At 54.9% G+C, this 20,745-nt stretch carries 14 protein-coding genes; 8 read left to right on the top strand and 6 right to left on the bottom strand.

What is annotated here, in order from left to right; translation table 11 throughout:
• Window positions 1-26 precede the first annotated feature (26 nt).
• Together KFE13_RS07870 and KFE13_RS07865 are read left to right on the top strand one after the other, a co-directional pair.
• On the top strand, window positions 27-3,248 hold the full coding sequence (locus tag KFE13_RS07870; protein ID WP_260706616.1) for a TonB-dependent receptor: 3,222 nt from the start codon (window positions 27-29) through the stop codon (window positions 3,246-3,248).
• Between the two features lie 131 nt (window positions 3,249-3,379).
• Window positions 3,380-4,369 (top strand): metallophosphoesterase family protein, encoded by a 990-nt coding sequence (locus KFE13_RS07865; protein WP_260706615.1) that lies wholly within the window; start codon window positions 3,380-3,382, stop codon window positions 4,367-4,369.
• Window positions 4,370-4,657: 288 nt separating this feature from the next.
• Here KFE13_RS07865 and KFE13_RS07860 read toward each other — a convergent pair whose 3' ends face one another.
• The 6 genes from KFE13_RS07860 to KFE13_RS07835 all read right to left on the bottom strand — a co-directional run bounded on the left by KFE13_RS07860 (window position 4,658) and on the right by KFE13_RS07835 (window position 14,596).
• The gene (locus tag KFE13_RS07860; protein WP_260706614.1) at window positions 4,658-5,749 is read right to left on the bottom strand and encodes an Acg family FMN-binding oxidoreductase; all 1,092 of its coding nucleotides are present in this window, start codon (window positions 5,747-5,749) and stop codon (window positions 4,658-4,660) included.
• 329 nt (window positions 5,750-6,078) lie between these two features.
• Window positions 6,079-9,135: an efflux RND transporter permease subunit gene (locus KFE13_RS07855; RefSeq protein WP_260706613.1), complete on the bottom strand. Its 3,057-nt coding sequence runs from the start codon at window positions 9,133-9,135 to the stop codon at window positions 6,079-6,081.
• Window positions 9,136-9,141: 6 nt separating this feature from the next.
• Window positions 9,142-10,410 carry an efflux RND transporter periplasmic adaptor subunit gene (locus KFE13_RS07850; RefSeq protein ID WP_260706612.1) on the bottom strand — a complete coding sequence of 423 codons (1,269 nt, stop codon included), beginning with the start codon at window positions 10,408-10,410 and terminating at the stop codon, window positions 9,142-9,144.
• 29 nt (window positions 10,411-10,439) lie between these two features.
• Window positions 10,440-11,699 (bottom strand): TolC family protein, encoded by a 1,260-nt coding sequence (locus tag KFE13_RS07845; RefSeq protein ID WP_260706611.1) that lies wholly within the window; start codon window positions 11,697-11,699, stop codon window positions 10,440-10,442.
• A 219-nt stretch (window positions 11,700-11,918) separates the two neighbouring features.
• Window positions 11,919-13,289 carry a sigma-54-dependent transcriptional regulator gene (locus KFE13_RS07840; protein WP_260706610.1) on the bottom strand — a complete coding sequence of 457 codons (1,371 nt, stop codon included), beginning with the start codon at window positions 13,287-13,289 and terminating at the stop codon, window positions 11,919-11,921.
• A 2-nt stretch (window positions 13,290-13,291) separates the two neighbouring features.
• On the bottom strand, window positions 13,292-14,596 hold the full coding sequence (locus tag KFE13_RS07835; RefSeq protein WP_260706609.1) for a sensor histidine kinase: 1,305 nt from the start codon (window positions 14,594-14,596) through the stop codon (window positions 13,292-13,294).
• 331 nt (window positions 14,597-14,927) lie between these two features.
• On the opposite strand from KFE13_RS07835, the gene KFE13_RS07830 reads away from it, so the two are divergent.
• The 6 genes from KFE13_RS07830 (at window position 14,928) to KFE13_RS07805 (ending at window position 20,568) form a co-directional block, all read left to right on the top strand.
• On the top strand, window positions 14,928-15,920 hold the full coding sequence (locus KFE13_RS07830; RefSeq protein ID WP_260706608.1) for a cytochrome-c peroxidase: 993 nt from the start codon (window positions 14,928-14,930) through the stop codon (window positions 15,918-15,920).
• A gap of 15 nt (window positions 15,921-15,935) precedes the next feature.
• Window positions 15,936-16,400, top strand: a complete 465-nt coding sequence (locus KFE13_RS07825; protein ID WP_260706607.1) for a heme-binding domain-containing protein — start codon at window positions 15,936-15,938, stop codon at window positions 16,398-16,400.
• A gap of 148 nt (window positions 16,401-16,548) precedes the next feature.
• A complete protein-coding gene (locus tag KFE13_RS07820) occupies window positions 16,549-17,244 on the top strand; it encodes a VIT1/CCC1 transporter family protein (protein ID WP_260706606.1) in 696 nt (231 codons plus the stop codon).
• 75 nt (window positions 17,245-17,319) lie between these two features.
• Window positions 17,320-18,714: an aspartate aminotransferase family protein gene (locus KFE13_RS07815; protein WP_260706605.1), complete on the top strand. Its 1,395-nt coding sequence runs from the start codon at window positions 17,320-17,322 to the stop codon at window positions 18,712-18,714.
• A 45-nt stretch (window positions 18,715-18,759) separates the two neighbouring features.
• Complete coding sequence (locus KFE13_RS07810; RefSeq protein ID WP_260706604.1) at window positions 18,760-19,893, top strand: NAD(P)/FAD-dependent oxidoreductase; 1,134 nt, start codon at window positions 18,760-18,762, stop codon at window positions 19,891-19,893.
• A gap of 15 nt (window positions 19,894-19,908) precedes the next feature.
• Window positions 19,909-20,568 carry a YceI family protein gene (locus KFE13_RS07805; RefSeq protein ID WP_260706603.1) on the top strand — a complete coding sequence of 220 codons (660 nt, stop codon included), beginning with the start codon at window positions 19,909-19,911 and terminating at the stop codon, window positions 20,566-20,568.
• Window positions 20,569-20,745 lie beyond the last annotated feature (177 nt).

Genomic DNA, 20,745 nt, shown 5'->3' with positions numbered 1-20,745 from the left:
CAGTTCTGGATTCGTCAGGAGCAGCAATGCCCCATGTTGCGGTTACCGCGATTAACCAGAACACCAGCTTCACTCGTTCCACCTCGACCAATGATCATGGAGAGTATCTGTTTCCGGGCATGCCAGTAGGCCTGTATCGACTGTTGGTATCAGCCCCTGGGTTCAAGAAGTATCAGGCATCGAACATCGAAGTCACAATTGGGCAGAACGCTCACTTCGATATTCCGCTTTCTGTCGGCGATGACAACGTGGTTGTTACGGTGACAGACAGTGCGCTCAAGGTGGATACAACAAACGGGCAGGTTAGCCACCTCATTACGGGTGAGGAGGCTAGCGAGATTGAGCTCAATGGAAGAAATTACGTCCAGCTGCTGGAGATGCTTCCGGGAATTTCGACAACCTATAACAGCGGCTTCGCCCTTTACAACAACTACGGGGGAAGCATTGGTGCGATATCGATCAACGGACAGCGCCCAGGGACCAATGCATGGTATCTCGATGGCGCCACCAACGTGGACACCGGCTCGGGCGGTAGCGCTCTGGTCAGCATCAACCCCGACGCTATCGGCCAGATGCGTGTCATGACTGCGAATTACAGTGCGGAGTATGGCGGCAATTCAGGTGGTGTGATTAACGTAGCCGTTAAATCAGGAGCGAAACAGTTCCATGGGACCGTCTACGAGTACTTCCGCAACGATGCGATTCAGGCTTACGCCTACAACTCCATCGCAAAACCGGAGCTGCGGTACAACTCTTTCGGCGGCAATATATCCGGTCCCGTCGTTATCCCAGGACTGTTCCACAAAAACGACGGGAAGCTCTTCTTCTTCTTCGGTGTGGATTATCGCCGGCAGCTGCAGGGCAGTACGAACACATGGACCGTGCCTCTGGACGCCTACCGCAACGGTGATTTTTCCTCATTGAAGGAAACCTCATGGCCGAAGGATCCGCTTACCGGCAAGGTCTTTCCCGGGGGCATCGTTCCGAAGTCGCGCTGGAACTCCAGTTCGTCGCGGCTTTTACAGAACTATCCGCATCCTTTACCGCGGTTGGCAAGCCAGACCGGAAGCAACTTTATCTTCAATACTGTCGCTCCGATCAATATGGATGAGTATCTCGTGCGGATCGATTACAACCTCAACAGCAAAAATCAGCTGATGTTCCACTACTATGGCGACAATTTGCTGACGACTCTGAACCAGACGGCCGTCAATACCTACGAGCGGTCTATGCCTGGCAAGAGTATCAGCCTCCAGTGGACCTTTGCTCCGACCTCAAGGCTGGTCAACGTCGCGCAGATCAGCTATTCGGGCGATACCGTGGACAACACTCGGCACTACGCCCCGAATCCGCTCTTCGTGAACGACGATACGCGCACAGGGCAGGGAGTCACCTATCCGACCATCTTTCCTTATGCCGCACAAATTAACGTCATCCCGAATCTCTATTTGTCGGGATTCAACACACTCTATTCGACACCGGTCGTGTATCGCGGATCCATTGGCGTCTATGATTTCCGGGATGACCTCACAGCCGTTCTCTCCAATCACACGCTAAAGGTCGGTATCGACTACTACATGAACCACAAGAATCAGAACAACGTGCCGGTCGTGAACGGGTCCTTCACCTTCAACACAACCTCGCGCCCTTCAGGGCCGACCGCTACGACGGGCAATTCAGTAGCCGATGCTCTCATCGGAAACTTCTACTCCTACACAGAGGCCAGTGGAGTGCAACAGGGGCGCTTCCGTTTCACGCAGATAGAACCCTACGTACAGGACGACTGGCGCGTGACCCGCAGGCTCACGTTGAATCTCGGTCTTCGCTGGGCTTACATGCAGCCCCAGTACAGCCTCTGGAACAACACCTCGGTTTTTCTGCCGGAGTATTATGATCCCTCGCAAGCCGTGCAGATCAACAAGTCAACCGGGGCCATCATCGCGGGAAGCGGCAACATATACAATGGATTGGTTCTTCCCGGAACGGGCTTTCCTCAGTCGGCCATCCCTTATATTCAGGGGGCGACCAACCCTGCCGTCACAGCTTTGTTCAAAGGACTCTCTCGAGGAATAGCGGATACTCCATGGAATACCTGGGAGCCACGGCTTGGGTTGGCCTATGACCTCTATGGCGATGGCAAGACCGTATTGAAGGGCGGATACGGCATCTTCTATGAGCGGGTTCAAGGAAATACCTTTATCGCTTCGGTAGCGAATCCTCCTTTTGTTCAACAACCCCTTCTCTATTACGGAAATGTGGATAATCCTACGGGAGGAGCCTTGCAGAGCTTTCCCGGAGCGATCAATGCCTCTCATCGTCTGGACGTAAGCGTCCCGCGCACGATGAACTACAGCTTCGGCATTCAACAAGCGCTGGGCGATTCTACTGTGCTCTATCTGAGTTATGTAGGTTCGAGCGCCAGCCGCCTTCAATACATGCCCGACATCAACCAGTTGCCAGCGGGAACACTCACCGCGCCCGCGAATAAAAACGTCAACGTGAATGCGCTTCGTCCTTATCGCGGATACACCAATATCTACGAGTACACGACTGGCGCCATCTTCAATTACAACTCGCTTCAGGCGCAGTTACGCAAGAGATTTGCTCACAGCGGTACCCTCAATCTGGCCTATACCTGGTCCAGAGGATTGACGGATGCCAACTCCTTCAACTACACGCCGCAGGATAGCTATAACGTCATGAACGATTACGGGCCGTCCTCTTACAACCGTGGCCAGATCTTTGTCGCCAGCTATGTCTATCCTCTCCCCTTCTGGGTTCATGGAAGAAACTGGTATCAAAAAATGCTAGGCGGATGGCAGATCTCGGGAGTCGACAAGATCCAGAGCGGTCTTCCAATCAATATCACGATGAGCAACGATGTGGCGGGCACTGGAACAGCCGGCTCTCAGAGACCCGATCGCGTTCTGAACAACCTATACCTGCATGACGACCGAAAGCAATGGCTGAATCCTAATGCATTCACGACGCCGGTATCAGGAGGCTTCGGCAATCTGAGCGCTTATGCCGCTCAGTTGCCGCTCTTTTCTAGCTGGGACGTTGCCGTTCAAAAATCCTACACCTTTGAAGGTAGCTTTTCAGCGAGTCTGCGTGCGGAGCTCTTCAATGTTCCGAATCATCTTTCCTACACAGGTGTGACGACCAATACCAGTTCTTCGGCATTCGGCCAGGTAACCGGTGCTACTGATCCCCGCACCTTGTCACTGGCACTCAAGATCAGGTTCTGATCGTAAGACACGCCAGGAAGATACCTGTAGCATCCGCCTTGGAATTTCACCAGGGCGGATACTGCAGCACGTTCTTGTGAAGACTTTAGCGGACTGATTCTTAGTTCGACGATTTCGAAGTGGAGAAGATTTTGAACAGAAGAGATTTTCTTCGAAACGCCGCACTTGGTGTGGCAGCCCCCGGCGCAGTATCGACAAACGCAGCTGCTTTGGTATCGATGCCCGAGCAGGCATACTCCGCAATTCGATTTGGTGTTATCGCGGACCTGCATCACGATTTTACGTTTGATGCACCCCGGAGATTGGAAGCCTTCGTCCGGGAGATGAATGAGCTAAAACCAGACTTCATTCTGGATCTCGGGGATTTCTGCTGTCCTGTCGAAAAGAACAGGAACATTGTCGATATATGGAATGGCTTCCCAGGCACGAAGCACCACGTGATCGGGAACCATGAGATGGATCAGAGATGCACGCGAGAACAAGTGGTCGACTTCTGGAAGATGCCAGGCCGGTACTACAGCTTCGACCAAAATGGCTTTCACTTCGTTGTCCTGGATGGAAACGACCCCGATCCGAGGAACCCTGACGAGCGATATCCAGCCGGGATCGATAGCAGGCAACTGGAGTGGCTGAGAGGGGATCTGTCCAGCACGAAACTACCCACGATCGTCTTCTGCCACCAGGGCTTCGACAATTCAGCCGTTCGCAATCGAGAGTCGGTCCGTATCTTGCTGGAAAACACACATAGCAGGGAAGGAAACGGCAAAGTTGTCGCTGTATTCTCGGGACACTTTCATAATGACTACTACAACCTCATCAATGGAATTCACTATATTCAAATCAATAGCGCTACGTATCAGTGGTGCGGCGAAGGGGTAAATAACGACTCATTCGCCGCTGCAACTCTAAAATCGCATCCACTGATGAAGCACATGGCTTACTATCAGGATCCTCTGTGGGCCTATATCGAGATTGATGCAGACGGAATTTTGAAGGTCCGCGGAAGGAAAACCAATTGGATGGGAAAGTCACCTCGTGACCTCAAGCTTGCCGAACACGATTGGGACTATCCTCCGAAACCCGGTATATCAAGCAGGCAACTTCGTTTATCTCGAATATGAGGGTTAGAAATGTTACGTCGTAGTGGTTGAACCTCGTTAGCTCAATGTGGATATAGTTGCTACCGTGTCGTGCAACCTTTCGGAGGAAGTCGGAAGGTGGGATCGGCCAAGCCGGAGGCGCTGCGCAGAACCTGCTTACACATAAACGATCGAATCCTGACCAAAGGAACTCCGGGAACTCGAGGGGGATTGATTCGGCGCCGCGAGTATCCGATCATTCCGCCGAAGACGGAATACAACCTCAGGGGAGTTCATGGAGTGGTTCCAGATTCCGGTGGTTCCCGGCAATCAGCTCAACACGGCATCAACTGGTCTGCGTGACGAAAAAGGAAGGTCCGGTCCGTATCCGAACCGCATCACCAGGTCGGGCCGCTTGCCGGAGGCGCCAACGAGCGCAGCCAACTCTGGGCGGAGGCGCGCAACCTCCACCGGTTGGTTAACGAATGAGGTGCGCAGGCCAAGGCTCGTCGCCGCAAGGGCAAAACGCTGGCAGGCACGGCCCACTGCAACCCAATGCGCCCGATCCTCTCGGTCGCCGAAGAACACAGCGATTCCGGAAGCCGTGTCGATCTGATGGCCATATTTTCGATTCTCCGCTGTGGCTCTGAAAAACAGGTCGAAGGCGCCGCGCCCAAGCTGGTCGGGGAGAATCGGATTGCCGCTTGCTGCTGCGAAAAGCCCGTCTCCCATTTTCATGGCAAGTCTCGGATTGAAGCGCAGCCAATGCTTCAACTCCGCCATAAAGGCAGGATCGGCCATCTGCGCGCCGTTTCCTGCAATCACGAGATCGCGAATGCGGTCGATGCCCGGCCGCTCGGTGACGAGCACGAGGGCAACGCCCGGCATCTTAGCCTCTCGCTCCAACGTCATGAGGTCGACGACCGAGACACGGCGTCCATCGAAGTCGGCGCGCGTGGACTGACGCCGTGGAATGGCGGCAAACAATGGACTGAGTCGTGGTGCGCCCTCCGCAAACGTGTAATGGACGGAGCCCTCTTCTTCGGGCTCGATCTCCCCCGGCCGCCCCGTGCTTTCAGCGGCAATCCGCAAGGTCTCCGCAGCGCAGCCCATGCTGACAAACATGTGGTGGTCGTTGGGGTCTACAACGGGGGTCGCGCGGGACAGATCCGGCGAAATCACGATGGCGTGCTCGTCGACAGCGAATCGCCAGGGTTGAGTATTGTGTCCGCTAGGAGCGAGCACCGCATAGCGGATAAGATCGCGCAGCGTCGGGTCATGCGGCAACTGCGCACGCAGCGTCGCAACATGGGTGTTATATTCGCCCATCGATCCCGTTGCTGCGCGCCAACCCAGGGTGCCCACACCACCGCCGAACGCCAACATTCCAGCCGTTCCGGTAATGAAGCCGCGTCTGTTCATGCGTTCCCTTCGTACGGAAAGTATAGTCAAATGACCAACGCAATCTCGATGACCGAAAGTTGATAGCGTCACAAGTCTGCTGTGGTGCGGCATCTGGACTGTGCCTGAACGACGCGCGGCAACTCGAATGACAAGCGGCCACGTGGCGATCTTCACCGTCAACCGGCAAGTAGAGGGATCGCAACCGCAATCCCAAGCTTACACACTGACCACTACTCGCTCTGTGAACGCTGGCGTTTCTGCACTCAATTCTTATAAAGACAGTGCAAAGCCCAGACAGCATTTTCGATAAGAGTGCATTGCCTGCAACAAGGCGACCAGAGGAGGTGTCAATGTTCGTCGAACCACTCATAGATGGTTGGGAGTAGGAATAGGGTAAGCAGCGTGGAACTAACTAGTCCGCCGATAACGACTGTTGCGAGCGGGCGTTGTACTTCGGCTCCCGTTGAAGTCGAAATGGCCATGGGGATGAATCCCAGGCTTGCTACGAGTGCCGTCATCAGCACTGGCCGTAGACGCCGTTGTGCCCCATGAAGGACGGCGATATCCATAGATTCACCAGCGTCCCGCAATTGGTTGATGGAACTGACTAGTACGACGCCGTTTAGCACCGCGACCCCTAAGAGCGCGATAAAGCCAACTGATGCCGAGAGATTGAGGTTGAGATGAAATATCCATAAAGCGGCAATGCCGCCTACAAGTGCAAACGGCACGTTGATCAGAATCAGGAGGGCCTGTTTGAAGGAGTGGAAGGTCATATAGAGAAGGCCGCAGACGATTCCGAGCGCCAGTGGGATGACCAGCAAAAGCCGCTGCATGGCTCGCTGCTGGTTTTCGAACTGACCTCCGTAAGTGATTGTGTAGCCAGCGGGCAACTGCACGTTGCGACCGACCTTTTGCTGGACCTCTTCGACGAAGCTGCCAAGATCGCGGCCTCGTACATTTGACATGACGACGATACGCCTCTGTCCCTGTTCGCGGTTGATCTTCTCTGCGCCACGCGACACGAGGACGTCTGCAATCTGCCCCAGGGTCACTGTTTCTCCTCCTGGAGCGTGCAGCGGAATCTCACTCATGGATTGTGCATCGGTTCGATATCGATCGGGTAGACGAAGCGCGATGGTGTAGCGCCGTTGGCCTTCGATCACTTCGGAGGCAATAGCTCCCGAAGCGCCAGCTTCTACAGCTTGCTGTACATCAGATACGTTCAAACCGTATCGTGCGAGCGCATCTCTGCGGATCTGGACACTCAGCTCGGCTACGCCGGAGTTGATCTCCATCTGGGCGTCTGCCGCTCCTTGTATGGTGTTTACCTGGCGTAATACCTGCTGCGCCAGCGAATCGAGTTGCTGGAAGTCATCGCCAAAGATCTTGATAGCCAGATCGGCCTTCACTCCAGAGACGGTCTCGTCCAGCCGCATGGCCATCGGCTGGGTAAAGTCGTAGCTAATGCCGGGAATCTTTGCCAGAGCTTTATCCATGGCATCGATCAGCTCTTCCTTTGTGTGGAACCGCGTCCACTGCCTAGTGGGGGTCAGAGCAACATACACATCGCCTTCGTTGATCCCCATGGCCTCGGTGGCAAAGTCCGGGCGGCCGATCTTGGTGGTGACGTCTTGGATCTCCGGGAAGGCGCGCAACGCTTTCTCGACGCGCTTTGAGATCTCGATGGAGTCCGTGAGCGAGATGCCGGGAAGCTTGCGCGTCTCAACCAGGATGGACCCTTCATCGAGACGCGGCATGAACTCGGTGCCGATAAACGCCAGAGAGGCCAGCGAGCCTATCATGACGAGAGCCATTGCGGTGATGACGGCAATGCGATGACGAATCACCCAGGACAGGCCTGTGGTGTAACGCTGGCTCAGTCGATCCATCCAATGATGTGTGTTGGTCTCGTTCTTCTTGCGGCGAAGGCCTTTGCGGAAGACAAACGAGCTGAGCACAGGGATTACCGTAAGAGCGAGCAGCAGCGAACCTAGCAGCGCCGTGCAGACCGTAATCGCCATCGGCCGGAACATGCGGCCTTCCAATCCCTGCAGAAAGAGGATCGGGAGATAGACGGCTATGATAATGCCGACGCCGAACGCCATGGGGCGGGCTACTTCCAAGCCGGACGTTAATATGGAGGTCATGCCATCTTCTTCGTGCCCGTGTTCGTGCATGCGATGCACGGAGTTCTCGATCATGACGACGGCACCGTCGACGATCATGCCGAAGTCGATCGCGCCCAGGCTCATCAGGTTTGCGCTGATGCCGAAGAGCTTCATCCCCAGGAAGCTGAAGAGCAGCGAAAGCGGAATGATCGAGGCTGTCACCAGTGCCGCGCGAAAGCTGCCGAGAAAGAGCAGCAGAACCACCGTGACGAGGATGAAGCCCTCAAAGAGATTGTGCTCGACGGTGTGAATGGTCCCGTCGATTACGGTCGATTGATCGTAGAAGGGCTCGAGCGTGATTCCGGCAAGAAGATGCAGGCCGGCGATCTTCTGCTTCACCTGTTCGATGACCTGTTTGCCGTTCTCGCCCTTCAACATGATGACCATGCCGGAGATGGATTCGCCGTTGCGCAGCACAGCTCCCTGGCGCGGTGCCGGACCGATCTTCACCTCGGCGACATCGTGCAGCATCACCGGCGCGCCTTGATTGGCGAGCAAGACGATATTGCCGATGTCGGCGACAGTGGACGTCCGTCCCAGACCGCGCAGCGTGTACTGTTCATACGCATGCTCGATGTAGCCGCCCCCAAAGTTGGTGTTGTTTTCGGCGACCCGCGTGGCAACGTCCTTGAGCGTCAGACCGTACTGCTGGAGAAGGGCCGGATCGACCCTGATCTGATATTGCCTTGTCTCGCCGCCCCAGGTATTCACGTCGCTGACTCCCGGAACGGTCCGCAGCCATGGCTTGATCTGCCACTCCTGCACATCCTTCAGCTCCATGGGAGTGAGCCCGCCCCCTTTCAGCGTGTACTGGTACAGCTCTCCGAAGGCGGTAGATGGCGGACTCAATATGGGTTGAATGCCTGCGGGCAGAGAGGTTGTCACCTGTTGCAGGCGCTCGTTGACCAGCTGGCGCGCAAAGTAAGTGGGAACGCCGTCGTCGAAGACCACCGTCACCATGGAGAGGCCCAGTTTGGAGAGCGAACGCACCTCCAACTGGTTGGGCATTCCCATCAACGTGCGTTCAATCGGATAGGTGACAAGCTGTTCGACCTCCGAGGGAGGCATCGACGGAGCATCGGTGACGATGACCACCTGGTTGTTGGTCAGGTCTGGAAATGCATCGACGGGGATGGTGTTAACCGCCCATCCGCCGGCTGCAATCAGTGCCACAACTCCAAGCAGCACTCCCCAGCGATGACTCAGAGCAAACGTGAGAATCTTACCGAACACGACGTATCAATCTCCCTGCATGGAAGCTTTAAGGAACTGGGACTTGAGTAAGAAGCTGCCCTGAGTAACGATTTCCTCGCCAGGATGAACTCCCTCAGCGATGACGACCTTGCCGTTAACCGAGTTGCCGACGCGTACCGGCCGGAGCGTGAAGCGGTCAGAGGACTTGCGCACAAAGACGACATCCTGTCCGTTGACCTGCTGCACAGCCTCAGGGGGGACGACGATGAGCGGATGTGTCTCACCGACGGCTATCTCCGCGGTTGCCAGCATCTCAGGACGCAGAATGGTGCCAGGATGCTCAAGATCGATGCGGACCTGAAGACGCCGCGTAGTCGGATCGAACTCTTGCCCGAGGTTGCTGATTCGTCCGGTAAACCGTTGTCCGGGAACTCCGGGAAGCGTGACCCATGCGCTTTGCCCAACCTTGAGTTGACCAAGGAGTTCCTGTCCAACAGAGGCGAGCATCCATAGATGCCGTGTGTCCCCGAGGACGAAGATGTCGGTGGCGGGCGCTACGGTCGTACCGGGTGTTGCGTTTTTTTGGAGAACATATCCGCTCGCAGGCGCGATGATCGGAATCAGCTCTGCGATCTCACTATTTTCATTTGCAGGCAGGTCTGCGGGGATACCAAGATTCTCTTCCAGATGCGTTTTGCTGCGAACTACGTCGGTTATCCCGTTTGCAAGAGAGGTTTTGGCATTAACCAGCTCTTGACGTGCCTGCTCCGTCTGCTCGACTGATGCCGCGCGGAGAGCATAGAGGCGCTGCATGCGATCGTAGTTCACCTGCGCGAGAGACTCCGCTGACTGTAAACGGTTCCTTTCTGCAAGAGCCATGGCATATGCGGCCCGCGCTTCGTGCACATCGTGGCTGTGCATGCGCGCCAGCACCTCACCTTTGTGCACGTAGTTGCCCAGGTTGGCGTAGACGCGCTCGATGCGGCCTGTCGTCAGCACGCCGACGTGCCAGCTCTCGTTGTCGGGCAGCACGATCCTTCCCGCGAACTGCAGCAGCGACGGCTCTTGTTGGACGGCGAGCGTCGTCGTGGTGATAACCCCTCGCTGCTCTGCGGCGGGCAGAACAATCTCCGCGCCGTCCGATGCGCTCTTCGATGCGGCAGGCTCGCTCGATGCATTCGGCTGCGCATTGGCTCCAGCTGGAGCCGAGCTGCGGCAACCGCTTGCAAAGCCTGTCATGACGACCAGCGTCGCGAGCGTCAGCATCGCGTTGGAAGAGCGTAAAGGTCTCTGTCGTTCGACTCGCAATCTCATCTGTCTTCGTTCCAAACCGGTTTCCATGTTCATGGCTCAAGACCCTCGGCGTATTCCAGAGAAAGGACGCTCTGGTGATAGTTGCCCAGCGCTTCCACCCAGGCACTCTGCGTGTCCACACGCAGTCGCTCCGAGTCCAGCAGGCGGAGCAGGTCCGTGCCTCCCTCGCGGTAGGCTGCCCGCGAGATATTCGCAATGTCGACGGCCTGATCCAGCAGCGGACGGTAGCGCTCCGAGACCTGACGCCGCCACGTATCGTAGGACATTCGCGCAAGAGCCAGATCGCTCGCGCTCTGCTGCCGCGCTGCGGCAAGCATAGACTGACTGGCTTCGACGTCGAATCGTGCGGCGGATGCTGCCCCTTGATTGCGGTCAAAGACTGGCAGGTTCAATTGAAAGCCAGCAATCATTGTGTCGAAACCCGCCGTACGTTTGTACCCAAAGAGCGCGTCGATATCTGGCCTACCTTGGGCTTTTTGTGTCATCAGGTTGGCGCGGGCTGCATCGATTGCCTGTCTGGCTAGGCTCACTTCGATACGCTCATCCTGTGGATCGTTTGTAGAAACAGGCTCCTTTGGTGAATTGAGCACATCGAAGGATTCGGTAAGCCTCCAGTTGTTCGTAATGATTAAGCCCATCTCGCGGGCCAGTCTCTGCTTTGCCTGAGCCTCGGCGAGTCTGCTGGAGTCGGCGCTCGCCTCGGCCCGCGCCTCCTCCAGCCGTACGCGAAGCAGATCGACCGCGGCAATCTTGCCTTCGTTGAACCGCTTCTGGTGATAGTCGAGGATCTCGCGATAGAATCCGACGCTCTGATCCGCCAGCGTTCGCAGGTATTGCAGCCGCAGCGCTTCCCAGTAGGCCTGGGCTACGCGAAGCTCGATGATCCGCCGTTGTTGTTCCAAGGTAAGCTGAGCGCGATGAACAGCGCTATCGGCTGCTGCGATACGAGTACCCCGCCGCCCGGACACTTCCAGCACCTCACTGGCGTAGGCATAGGTATCGACACCTTGCAGGAAATCGACACCGGGGCGCAGATTCTCAGATTGATAAAAGAGCCGAGGGTTCGGAATAAAGCGGGCCTGCCGACGCAGCTGGATGGCGGATTCCTGAGTCTGCGCGGCGGCCCGCAGCTCGGCCCTTTTGTTCAAGGCCGATTGGATCGCATCGCGGAGAGATAGGTCTTGGAACTGTGGTCCCTGAGCGGAGGCGGAAGTAAAGCACAACGATAGAACAATCATCCTAACGGCTGTGAGATGAATGTGGGATGTCGATACGGCCGGTTGCTTCATACGCTGCAATCCATAAGGCATGTCAAGGGCCAGACCGAATTATGCGAAAAGACCGCGAAACAATGGACAATGACAACGAGGAAGGCTAAAGAAGGGGTAACAATTCAAATTCGTGTTCAAATTTTTGAACGGATCCAAACGCAGCAACAGGCACTATGCTGCCAAATTGGCACTTAATGTCGCGCATTAAAGCTTAGGGGAGACGCTTAATAATCAGGATCACAGGCCGTACTTCGATAGCTTATAGCTCAGATCGCTTTTTGAGATGCCCAGCCTACGAGCCGCCTCCGTCTTTGATCCATTCGTCTTCGTGAGTGTCTGTTCAATAATGCCTCGTTCCCAGGAGGCCAATGCACTCCGAAGATGGAACTCTTCAGGCAGCGATGTGCCGTTGAAGATGGGCAGGCCAGGACTTGCGTCTGTGCTCTGAACTACCTCCGGCAAGTCGATCCAGAGTAACTCCGGGCCGCTTGCTAATATGCAGGCACGCTCGAGCAGATTGCGTAACTCTCGCACATTTCCGGGGAAGCTGTAGGACCTTAATTGCTGCATTGCATCTGGATGAAGAGTCCGAGTCGTGGTCTTCAAATCGCTTGCTATCTGGCGAAGGAGATGCCCTGCTATCTCAGGGATATCTGCGGTTCGGTGGCGGAGAGGAGGTACCTCAATAGGCACGATAGCAAGCCGATAGTAAAGATCCTGGCGAAAGGTTCCATTGACAACTTCCTTTCTAAGATCGCGATGCGTAGCGACCAGGACACGGACGTCGACGTCGCGTGCTGCTGTGGAGCCAACACGCGTAATCTTTCCCTCCGCGAGAACGCGCAGGAGCTTGGCCTGTGCAGCAGCGGACATCTCTCCAGCCTCGTCCAGAAACAGCGTTCCCTGGTGAGCGGCTTCAAAAAGGCCGTAGCGTGTCTTATCTGCTCCTGTAAAAGCTCCTCGCTCATGGCCAAACAGTTCACTTTCGAGCAGCGTGTCGGAGAAGGCGGCGCAATTGACGCTGATGAGCGGTTTCGTCGAGCGATCACTGCTCTTGTGAATAGCTCGTGCCACCAGCTCTTTGCCGGTTCCGGTCTCCCCGGTAATCAGCACTGTCGCGTCAGTTGGGCCGACCCGCGAAATCAGCTCTCGCAATTTCACAATTGCCACACTGCTGCCACGTATCTCCGATTGCCCCTCAAGTCTGTCTACGGTGTTGCGCAACAGATCATTTTCACGACTTAGCACCGCCCGTTCAGCAGCACGCCGAACGACTGCGCGCAGATTGTCCGCTGAGAAAGGCTTGGTTAAGAAGTCAAACACGCCGTTACGCATTGCCTCTACTGCAAGTTCGACGGTACCAAAAGCGGTCAAGACAACGACTGCAGTAGAAGGCTCGGCCTGCTGGATAGCTTGCAGCACCTCGGAGCCTTCTCCGTCGGGCAATTTCTGGTCCAACAGGGCAACATCGAAATCGTTGCCGTATACCGCCTGTAGCCCTTCTTTCACAGTGGAAGCTTCCACCAGAGAATGACCGTCCTGACGAAGGTTGGTGGAAAGGACCTTCCGCATATTCGGTTCGTCTTCGACAATAAGGACTCTTGCCATCGTTAGAACTCCACCGCGGGTTGCGCTTCTCTTATTGCGTTCTTCTTTACCAGCGGAAGAGAGATCGCAAAAACGATATGATTCTCCTCATTTCGAGCCAAGTAGAGTTCACCGTGATGCCTATCGATAATGCTTCTGGCAATCGCAAGACCTAGCCCTGTGCCACCTTCTTTTGCGGTAAAGAACGGTTCAAACATATGCCGTGCGATGCGCTGGGGAAGCGCAGGCCCCCCATTTTCGATCCTGATCCGTAAATCCACCTCCGAAGGCTGGTCGACGCTAACAAGGATGCGACCGTTCTGCGGCGAAGCTTCAATGGCGTTGCGCATTAGGTTTAGGAGCGCCTGTTGTAACTGGCTCTCATCACCGTCGATAGCGCATCTGCTGCACATCGCTACACTGATTTGCAGTCCCTTTTGGAGGATCTGTGGTTGAACAATCGAAACGATATAGCCAATGAGGATTGTTGCATCGAGAGGTTGGAATGGAGCTCCTCCAGGTCGCGCATATGAGAGAAAATCTGTTGTGAGTTTTTCCAGCCGTTTCGCTTCGAGAGCGGCTATATGCGACATTTCTTCTCGCTCATCCGAGGCAAACGCCTTTGATGCCGCTATCTCAAGGGAGCTGGCGATGATGGCGACAGGATTTCTGATTTCGTGAGCGACGGCGCTGGCCAGGCGTCCCATTGCCGCCAATTTCTCTTCTTCGATGAGTTTACTTCGCGTTGTTTCCAGGTCGCCTAGTTTCTGACGGAGTTGCTCTTCGCGATCACGCAGCATATGCACGAGCAGCCATACCAGGCAACCTACGATGAAGTACACCAGCACCAGGGTGCTAGCCTCCAGTATTTCGCCTCCCTCGAACGGAGAGCGAAAGCCCGCTACATATGCGACCCAAAAGAGGGAGATCATTGACGCCGCGGTAGCGACGACCAATGTTGCTACAAGTGAAAAATAGATTGCCGCCTCAAGGATCGGCAAGATCAGCATTCCGAAATAATGCGTATCAGCCTGCCGGGTTAGCATGGCGAGCAGAAGCGCCAGCACCAATGCCCAGATAATCGAGGGGACTGCCAACCATATGCCAGTCGATCCGTCTCGGCCAGTCAGATGTTTGGCGTAAACAATTTCTATGAGCCGAAGGCTACTTCCAAGCGCAACCAGAAAAAAGACAGATAGCGGAGGTAGGGCCATGAAAGTAGTGAAAACAATCTGTGCTCCGAAAAAAATGAGAAGTACGGCAAGATATACGGTTCCGATAACCGAGCGGTTGACGATGGTAGCGGTAAGTGAAAGACGATGAGGCATTGGACACACACGCTCTTGATTGACCTGCGAATTACAGAATTACTATCTGGATCGTATAGCACGCCGAGTGCCACGCCCCAATGGCGATAGAGGCCTTATATGCCGCTTCAGTTCAAAGATTCGTACTTAAAGTTTGAATCTTTGAACTGAGTTGCTTTCGATGCGACTCCCCTAACCATTTCTTCCATATTTTCGGCCATACCTGAATGGCCCCCTGGTTGCCTCTCTGCTTTCAGATGTGTTTTGTGGCTGCCTGCGAGGGATCGGGATGAATCAATCGATTGTGATGGGATTGGGACTTGGCTTCCTGCTTTTGACCACAGGATGTAGCATGAGAGCCTTCGATCCCAACCCGGATGCTGATATTTCGCCGACCGCCCTGCGCCGTCAATTCACTCCGCTTGCGGTGCCTGCTCCCGGCCTGCCTTCGTCGCAGGCCCTCATCGACCTGGGCCGGAAACTTTACTACGACGAGAGGCTCTCTGCAGGCAACAATACCTCGTGCAACTCCTGCCATCTCCTTAATGCCTACGGAGTTGACGGGCACAGACTGTCGACCGGTCACGATGGACGGCTAGGCGGACGCAATGCACCGACTGTATACAACGCAGCACTCAATTTCGTTCAGTTCTGGGACGGACGGGCCGCCAATCTCGCTGCACAGGCAAAAGGCCCGATCTTGAACCCCGTGGAGATGGGAATGCCGAGTGGCGATGCGGTAGTCGCGCGAATAAAAACCCTTCCCGGCTACACTGATCCATTTAAGGCTGCATTTCCCGGATCTACCGAGCCCGTCACCTTTGACCATTTTGCAGACGCAGTCGCTGCCTTTGAAGGCGGTCTGAGGACTCCAGCACGATGGGACGGCTACCTCCTGGGAGACGAGAACGCCCTTAGTGCAACAGAAAAGATCGGATTACAAGTTTTTCTGAAGACCGGATGTGCATCCTGCCATGCGGGGCAGGGGCTAGGAGGCAACTCCTTCCAAAAAGTGGGTTACACACACCCGTGGCCCGATCAACATGATCCTGGCCGGTATCAAGTTACAACTCTTGATCGCGATCGGCTTGTCTTCAAGGTGCCGACCCTCAGAAATATCGAAAAGACAGGTCCATACTTCCACGATGGCAAGGTCGCTTCCCTAGACGATGCTGTCAGACTCATGGGCGAAAACCAGTGCGGCAAGAACCTCACCGACAAAGATGTGGCGTTTGTCGTTGCCTTTCTTAAATCGCTCACGGGCGCTCTGCCACAGCAATATATCTCGCTTCCGCTCGATACGGAGAGAGCACACATGTCCAAAGTACCTCCCGCGGGTAACTGAAGTGAGGATGAATTCGTGAAAAAAGCCTTTTTCATTGTTGGTGGCGTGGGAATCGTCCTCCTGATTTTCTCTTTTGTGCGTATGTTCTCCGGCCCAACATCGGCGTCGCCCCAACCTCATAGCCCCGTAAGCGCGAGCATGGAGGCGCAACTCCGTCCCGACGCGGAGGTACGAGCCACAATCCATCGTGCATGTTATGCCTGCCATTCCAACAATCCGGAAAATCCATGGTATGCGGGTGTGTGGCCCATCTCCTCGTTCGTGACTGCTGACCGACAGACAGGATCGGCGCGGCTCAATTTCTCCGAGTGGGACCGCCTGAGCCCGGAGATGTCAAAGATACGCTTGAACGATGCATGCGTCATGATGAGTCAGGATAAGATGCCTCTCTGGTACTACCGCCCTTTCCACCCTATGTCTGGAGTCTCCTCGCGGGAAGTTCAACACTTCTGCGATTGGGTGAAGGGACTGCCGGAATGATGGACAAACAGGACTTCATAATTAGGTCGATGTCTTGGGTCCAAGACGGTGCATCGGCAGGTCAACATAGCGCAGGAAGCGAAGCCTCAACCATTGCGCCGACAAATAGTCTTCCAGTCGCCACCGCATTTGCCACAGGGGGAACAACATGACTGTCCATCATATGGAGCAACATCGCACAGAACGCATTGGGTGGCTGCGAGCTGCGGTTTTGGGCGCAAATGATGGGATACTCTCCACCGCAAGTCTCGTGCTTGGGGTCGCAGCTGCGCATGGGAGCCGTCGCAACACTCTGGTTGCTGGAGTCGCCGGATTAGTGGCTGGCGCTATGTCGATGGCCGCTGGCGAATACGTCTCAGTACATTCTCAGGCAGACACTGAACAGGCTGCTCTTAAGCTCGAACGCGAAGAACTAGGAACTGACAATGAGGGAGAGCATAGAGAGTTAGCATCGATATATGTCTCCCGTGGACTTGAGCCTTTGCTCGCTGAACGTGTTGCACAGCAGTTGATGGACCATGATGCATTGGGGGCTCATGCGCGCGATGAACTCGGAATATCCGAGGCTCTGATTGCCCGTCCGATCCAGGCCGCGTTGTCCTCTGCTGCCAGCTTCGCCGCGGGTGCGGTCTTACCTCTTATCGTTGCGACGATTGCATCGCATGCACTTCTGGTCCCTCTTGTAGCTGGAACCTCTCTGCTTTTTCTTGCGCTTCTGGGCAGTCTCGCCGCAAAGGCTGGCGGCGCAAGCGTTGGCGCCGGAGCCATACGTGTCACATTCTGGGGAGCGCTGGCCATGGCGGTCACAGCAGGCGTTGGCGCACTCTTTGGAACAAATCCGTGAGGCTACAAACGTTGCGTTTCAATACCCATTCTCATCGAAACTCATCCGGCCCGAACCATCCTCTGGAGGATACATATGGCATCTTCACTCACCTACGCGAATTATGACAGGAGACAGCTCTTCTCGCAGTCCGAACAGCAGCGATCCTATGCGCAGCACGTTAATCCGATCTGGGTTAAGCTATTGGACGCGCTCGGGATGAACGTGCAATATACACATTGCAGCGGGTCGGAGCTTTACACAAGAGATGGCCGAACGATTCTCGACTGCCTGTCTGGGTATTGTGTCCACAACGTCGGTCACAATCATCCCCACGTCGTCGCCGAGCTGGTGGCTGAGCTGCAAAGCCAAAGCCCGGCTATGCTCCAAAGCAATGTAGTAGAAAAAGCTGGGGCGCTTGCTCGAATTCTTTGCGAGAACGCGAGCGGGAAAGTCTCCAAGGCTTTTTTCTGTAGTTCCGGAAGCGAAGGAATCGAAGCTGTCATTAAGTTCGCTCGCGCACATACTGGCAGGACAGATCTCATATACGCTGCCGGTGCATTCCACGGATTGACTTGCGGAGCGCTTTCGCTGATGGGAAGTGATTTCTGGCGTGAGAGCTTCGGGCCGATGCTAGACGGAACTCACGAGGTACCATTTGGAGATCTTTCGGCGATTGAGAAGTTACTCGTGACGAAGAAGATTGCCGCCGTCATCCTCGAGCCTATTCAGGCCGAGGCGGGAATTCTTCTTCCGCCTGCGGATTACCTCCCCGGGGTTCAGAAACTCTGTCAGAAGCATGGGGCACTCTTTGTTCTGGATGAAGTACAGACCGGAATGGGACGCACCGGTACGTTCCTCGCAGGACAACGGTATGGCGTAGCGCCAGACATGATTGTCATGGCGAAAGCTCTCAGTGGGGGCCTAGTTCCGTGCGCCTCCGTGCTGATGACGGAGGAGATCTACAAATCGGTCTTTCATTCCTTGCGGAGAGCATTCATTCATACTTCTACCTTCAGCGAAAATTCGTTGGCTATGTGCGCAGGTATAGCTACGGTAGAGGTCCTACAGAATGAAGGATTGATTGAGCGTGCGAATAGCCTCGGAATGGAATTTCGAGACCAACTGCGTACAGCACTCGGCCCATATGAAATGGTGAAAGAGGTGCGCGGCGAAGGCATGTTGACGGGAATTGAGTTCCGCGCCCCGCGTAGTCTTTCTATGAGAATTTCTTTTGAAGCATTCAAAGCCGTCCATCCGGGCCTATTCGGGCAGGTCTTGGTAATGCGAATGTTCAACGACAAAGATATTTTGGCTCAGATCTGCGGAAACAACTTCATGGTGCTAAAGGTTGCACCACCTCTGACGGTGACTGAGTCACAACTGAAATATTGTGTGGAGTCGATACGTAGCGTGATCGAGACAGTACATTCTTCGTCTGTCTTCTGGGTGGATGCCCTCAATCTCGGGCGCCGGGCGATGTCTCTCTAATGTGACTTGTCATCACCAAACATCTGGTCAGGATTTAGTTGAGTTATGGTTTGGGTTCCGTCTCAAAAGCAAGTTAGTGCTGAGGTAGTGATTATCGGCGGTGGTCCCGCTGGCCTGGCTGCTGCAATCGCGTTGCGGGAGAAAGGCATCGAGTGCATGGTAGTAGAAGCGCTCGAACCACCCATCGATAAAGGATGTGGAGAAGGTTTGATGCCCGATGCCATCCAATCGCTCAAGACCCTGGGTGTTGAGATTAGCGAAGAGGACGGATATCCCTTCAGAGGAATCCGATTCGCGAACAGTGCACATCGAGTTCACGGATATTTCCCGAATGGAATCGGGATGGGAGTTCGTCGCACGCGTCTGCATCAGAGAATGAGTGATCGTGCACGTGAAGTTGGTGTGATCCTGGCATGGAGTAGCCGTGCAACCATGCAAAACAGTAGGGAGTTATTGATAAACGGGGTACAGACGAACTTCCGATGGTTGATTGGAGCGGATGGCGCGACGTCGCGGATACGCAGGTGGGCAGGACTTAGCGAGGAGAAGACCTTCAGCCAGCGCTTCGGCTTTCGACGTCATTACCAAGTCGGCCCCTGGAGCGAGTGCGTAGAGGTGCATTGGGGGTTAATGGGGCAGGTATACATCACACCAATTGCTCATGACTGTGTATGTGTAGTGCTGATTACGCGCAATGGTAAAGGCGGCAACGACTTCCTTAGTGGGTTTCCCGAGGTCGCACTAAGACTTAAGGGCGCACAGATTGTGACTCCGAAACGAGGCGCCGTCTCAGTAACCAGAAAGTTGAAACGGGTTGCGAATGAGTCGGTCGCTCTAATCGGCGACGCTTCTGGTTCTGCAGATTCGATCACAGGAGAGGGATTGGCATTATCCTTCCGGCAGGCTATCGCACTCGCCGCTTCAATCGAACGAGGCGATCTGAGCGACTACCGCAAAGCACATCACCTAATTGGGAAACGTCCCGATTCCATGGCGAAACTAATGCTTGCCATGGATCGCTGGCCGGCCTTGGAGAGGCGAGGAATGAGAGCATTAGCTTCTGATACACCGTTCTTTCCGGAACTCTTGTCGGTCCACATGGGACTAGAGAATCTTCCATCTTTTGCACTTCGGCGTGGACCGCAACTCGGATGGCGACTCCTTACCAACCACGGTTAGATCATGAGGATAACCATGCTCATACATAAGACTCGCGAAACTCTATCTCAGACAGAATTGCGCTATGCTACTGTGCATCTGTTCCTTGGTCTCGCATTCTCCTTTCTACATGTCTCAGTCGCTCTCGCAGCGGATAAAAGCTTACATAAAATGACGGTCACTCTCCATCCGGAGAAGACCTCAATCCACTGGACTCTTTCTGATCCTATTCACACGGTCCATGGAACGTTCAAGCTTACGCGAGGAGTTGTCAGCCTCAATCTCGATGACGGCTCTGCCGAAGGACTGATCGAAGTGGATGCAGCTAGTGGAGAGAGTGGAAGCGCCGCCCGAGATGGGCGCATGCACAAGAATGTTTTGGAGAGCGATCGCTACCCGGTTATCAGTTTTCGTCCCACACGTATCATTGGGGAAGCCATGGCGGCTAGCGATGAGGTCGTCACAGCGGAAGGAATCTTTCGTATCCATGGTGCAGACCATCCACTCCAACTGCGTATTAATCTCCATCCACGGGGGAACGAAATCACAGTACAGACACATTTTGTTGTGCCCTACGTCGATTGGGGGATGAAAGATCCAAGCACATTCATTCTTCGCGTGGACAGAATGGTGGATCTCGACGTCGAAACAACCGTGAGCAGGGAGCTAATAGCGGTGCCCGCTATCAAACCGTGACAAGCTCATTTATCGTCTTGGAAACCAATGGCGGCGTGGCTAGGGCCGGCGGGGACGCTCGCTGACGCTAGCCGATAGCGATACGATCAAGGAAAAGATATTTGGCGCAGAATGCGAATTATGATCGGTCGATGTTGGACCGAGATCTTTTTGTAGCCAGTGGTTGTGGAACGCTCA

Source organism: Edaphobacter flagellatus, assembly GCF_025264665.1.
GTDB lineage: Bacteria > Acidobacteriota > Terriglobia > Terriglobales > Acidobacteriaceae > Edaphobacter > Edaphobacter flagellatus.
The sequence above is the reverse complement of the archived record's forward strand: the minus strand, read 5'-3'. Positions and strand labels throughout refer to the sequence as shown.

Excerpts from the sequence above, each read along its gene's own strand:
- KFE13_RS07835 (WP_260706609.1), bottom strand. The coding sequence starts at position 14,596 with ATGCCTCATCGTCTTTCACTTACCGCTACCATCGTCAACCGCTCGGTT.
- KFE13_RS07870 (WP_260706616.1), top strand. The coding sequence starts at position 27 with ATGCCCCATGTTGCGGTTACCGCGATTAACCAGAACACCAGCTTCACT.
- KFE13_RS07850 (WP_260706612.1), bottom strand. The coding sequence starts at position 10,410 with ATGAGATTGCGAGTCGAACGACAGAGACCTTTACGCTCTTCCAACGCG.
- KFE13_RS07805 (WP_260706603.1), top strand. The coding sequence starts at position 19,909 with ATGCTCATACATAAGACTCGCGAAACTCTATCTCAGACAGAATTGCGC.
- KFE13_RS07820 (WP_260706606.1), top strand. The coding sequence starts at position 16,549 with ATGACTGTCCATCATATGGAGCAACATCGCACAGAACGCATTGGGTGG.
- KFE13_RS07845 (WP_260706611.1), bottom strand. The coding sequence starts at position 11,699 with ATGAAGCAACCGGCCGTATCGACATCCCACATTCATCTCACAGCCGTT.
- KFE13_RS07810 (WP_260706604.1), top strand. The coding sequence starts at position 18,760 with ATGGTTTGGGTTCCGTCTCAAAAGCAAGTTAGTGCTGAGGTAGTGATT.
- KFE13_RS07830 (WP_260706608.1), top strand. The coding sequence starts at position 14,928 with ATGAGAGCCTTCGATCCCAACCCGGATGCTGATATTTCGCCGACCGCC.
- KFE13_RS07840 (WP_260706610.1), bottom strand. The coding sequence starts at position 13,289 with ATGGCAAGAGTCCTTATTGTCGAAGACGAACCGAATATGCGGAAGGTC.
- KFE13_RS07815 (WP_260706605.1), top strand. The coding sequence starts at position 17,320 with ATGGCATCTTCACTCACCTACGCGAATTATGACAGGAGACAGCTCTTC.
- KFE13_RS07860 (WP_260706614.1), bottom strand. The coding sequence starts at position 5,749 with ATGAACAGACGCGGCTTCATTACCGGAACGGCTGGAATGTTGGCGTTC.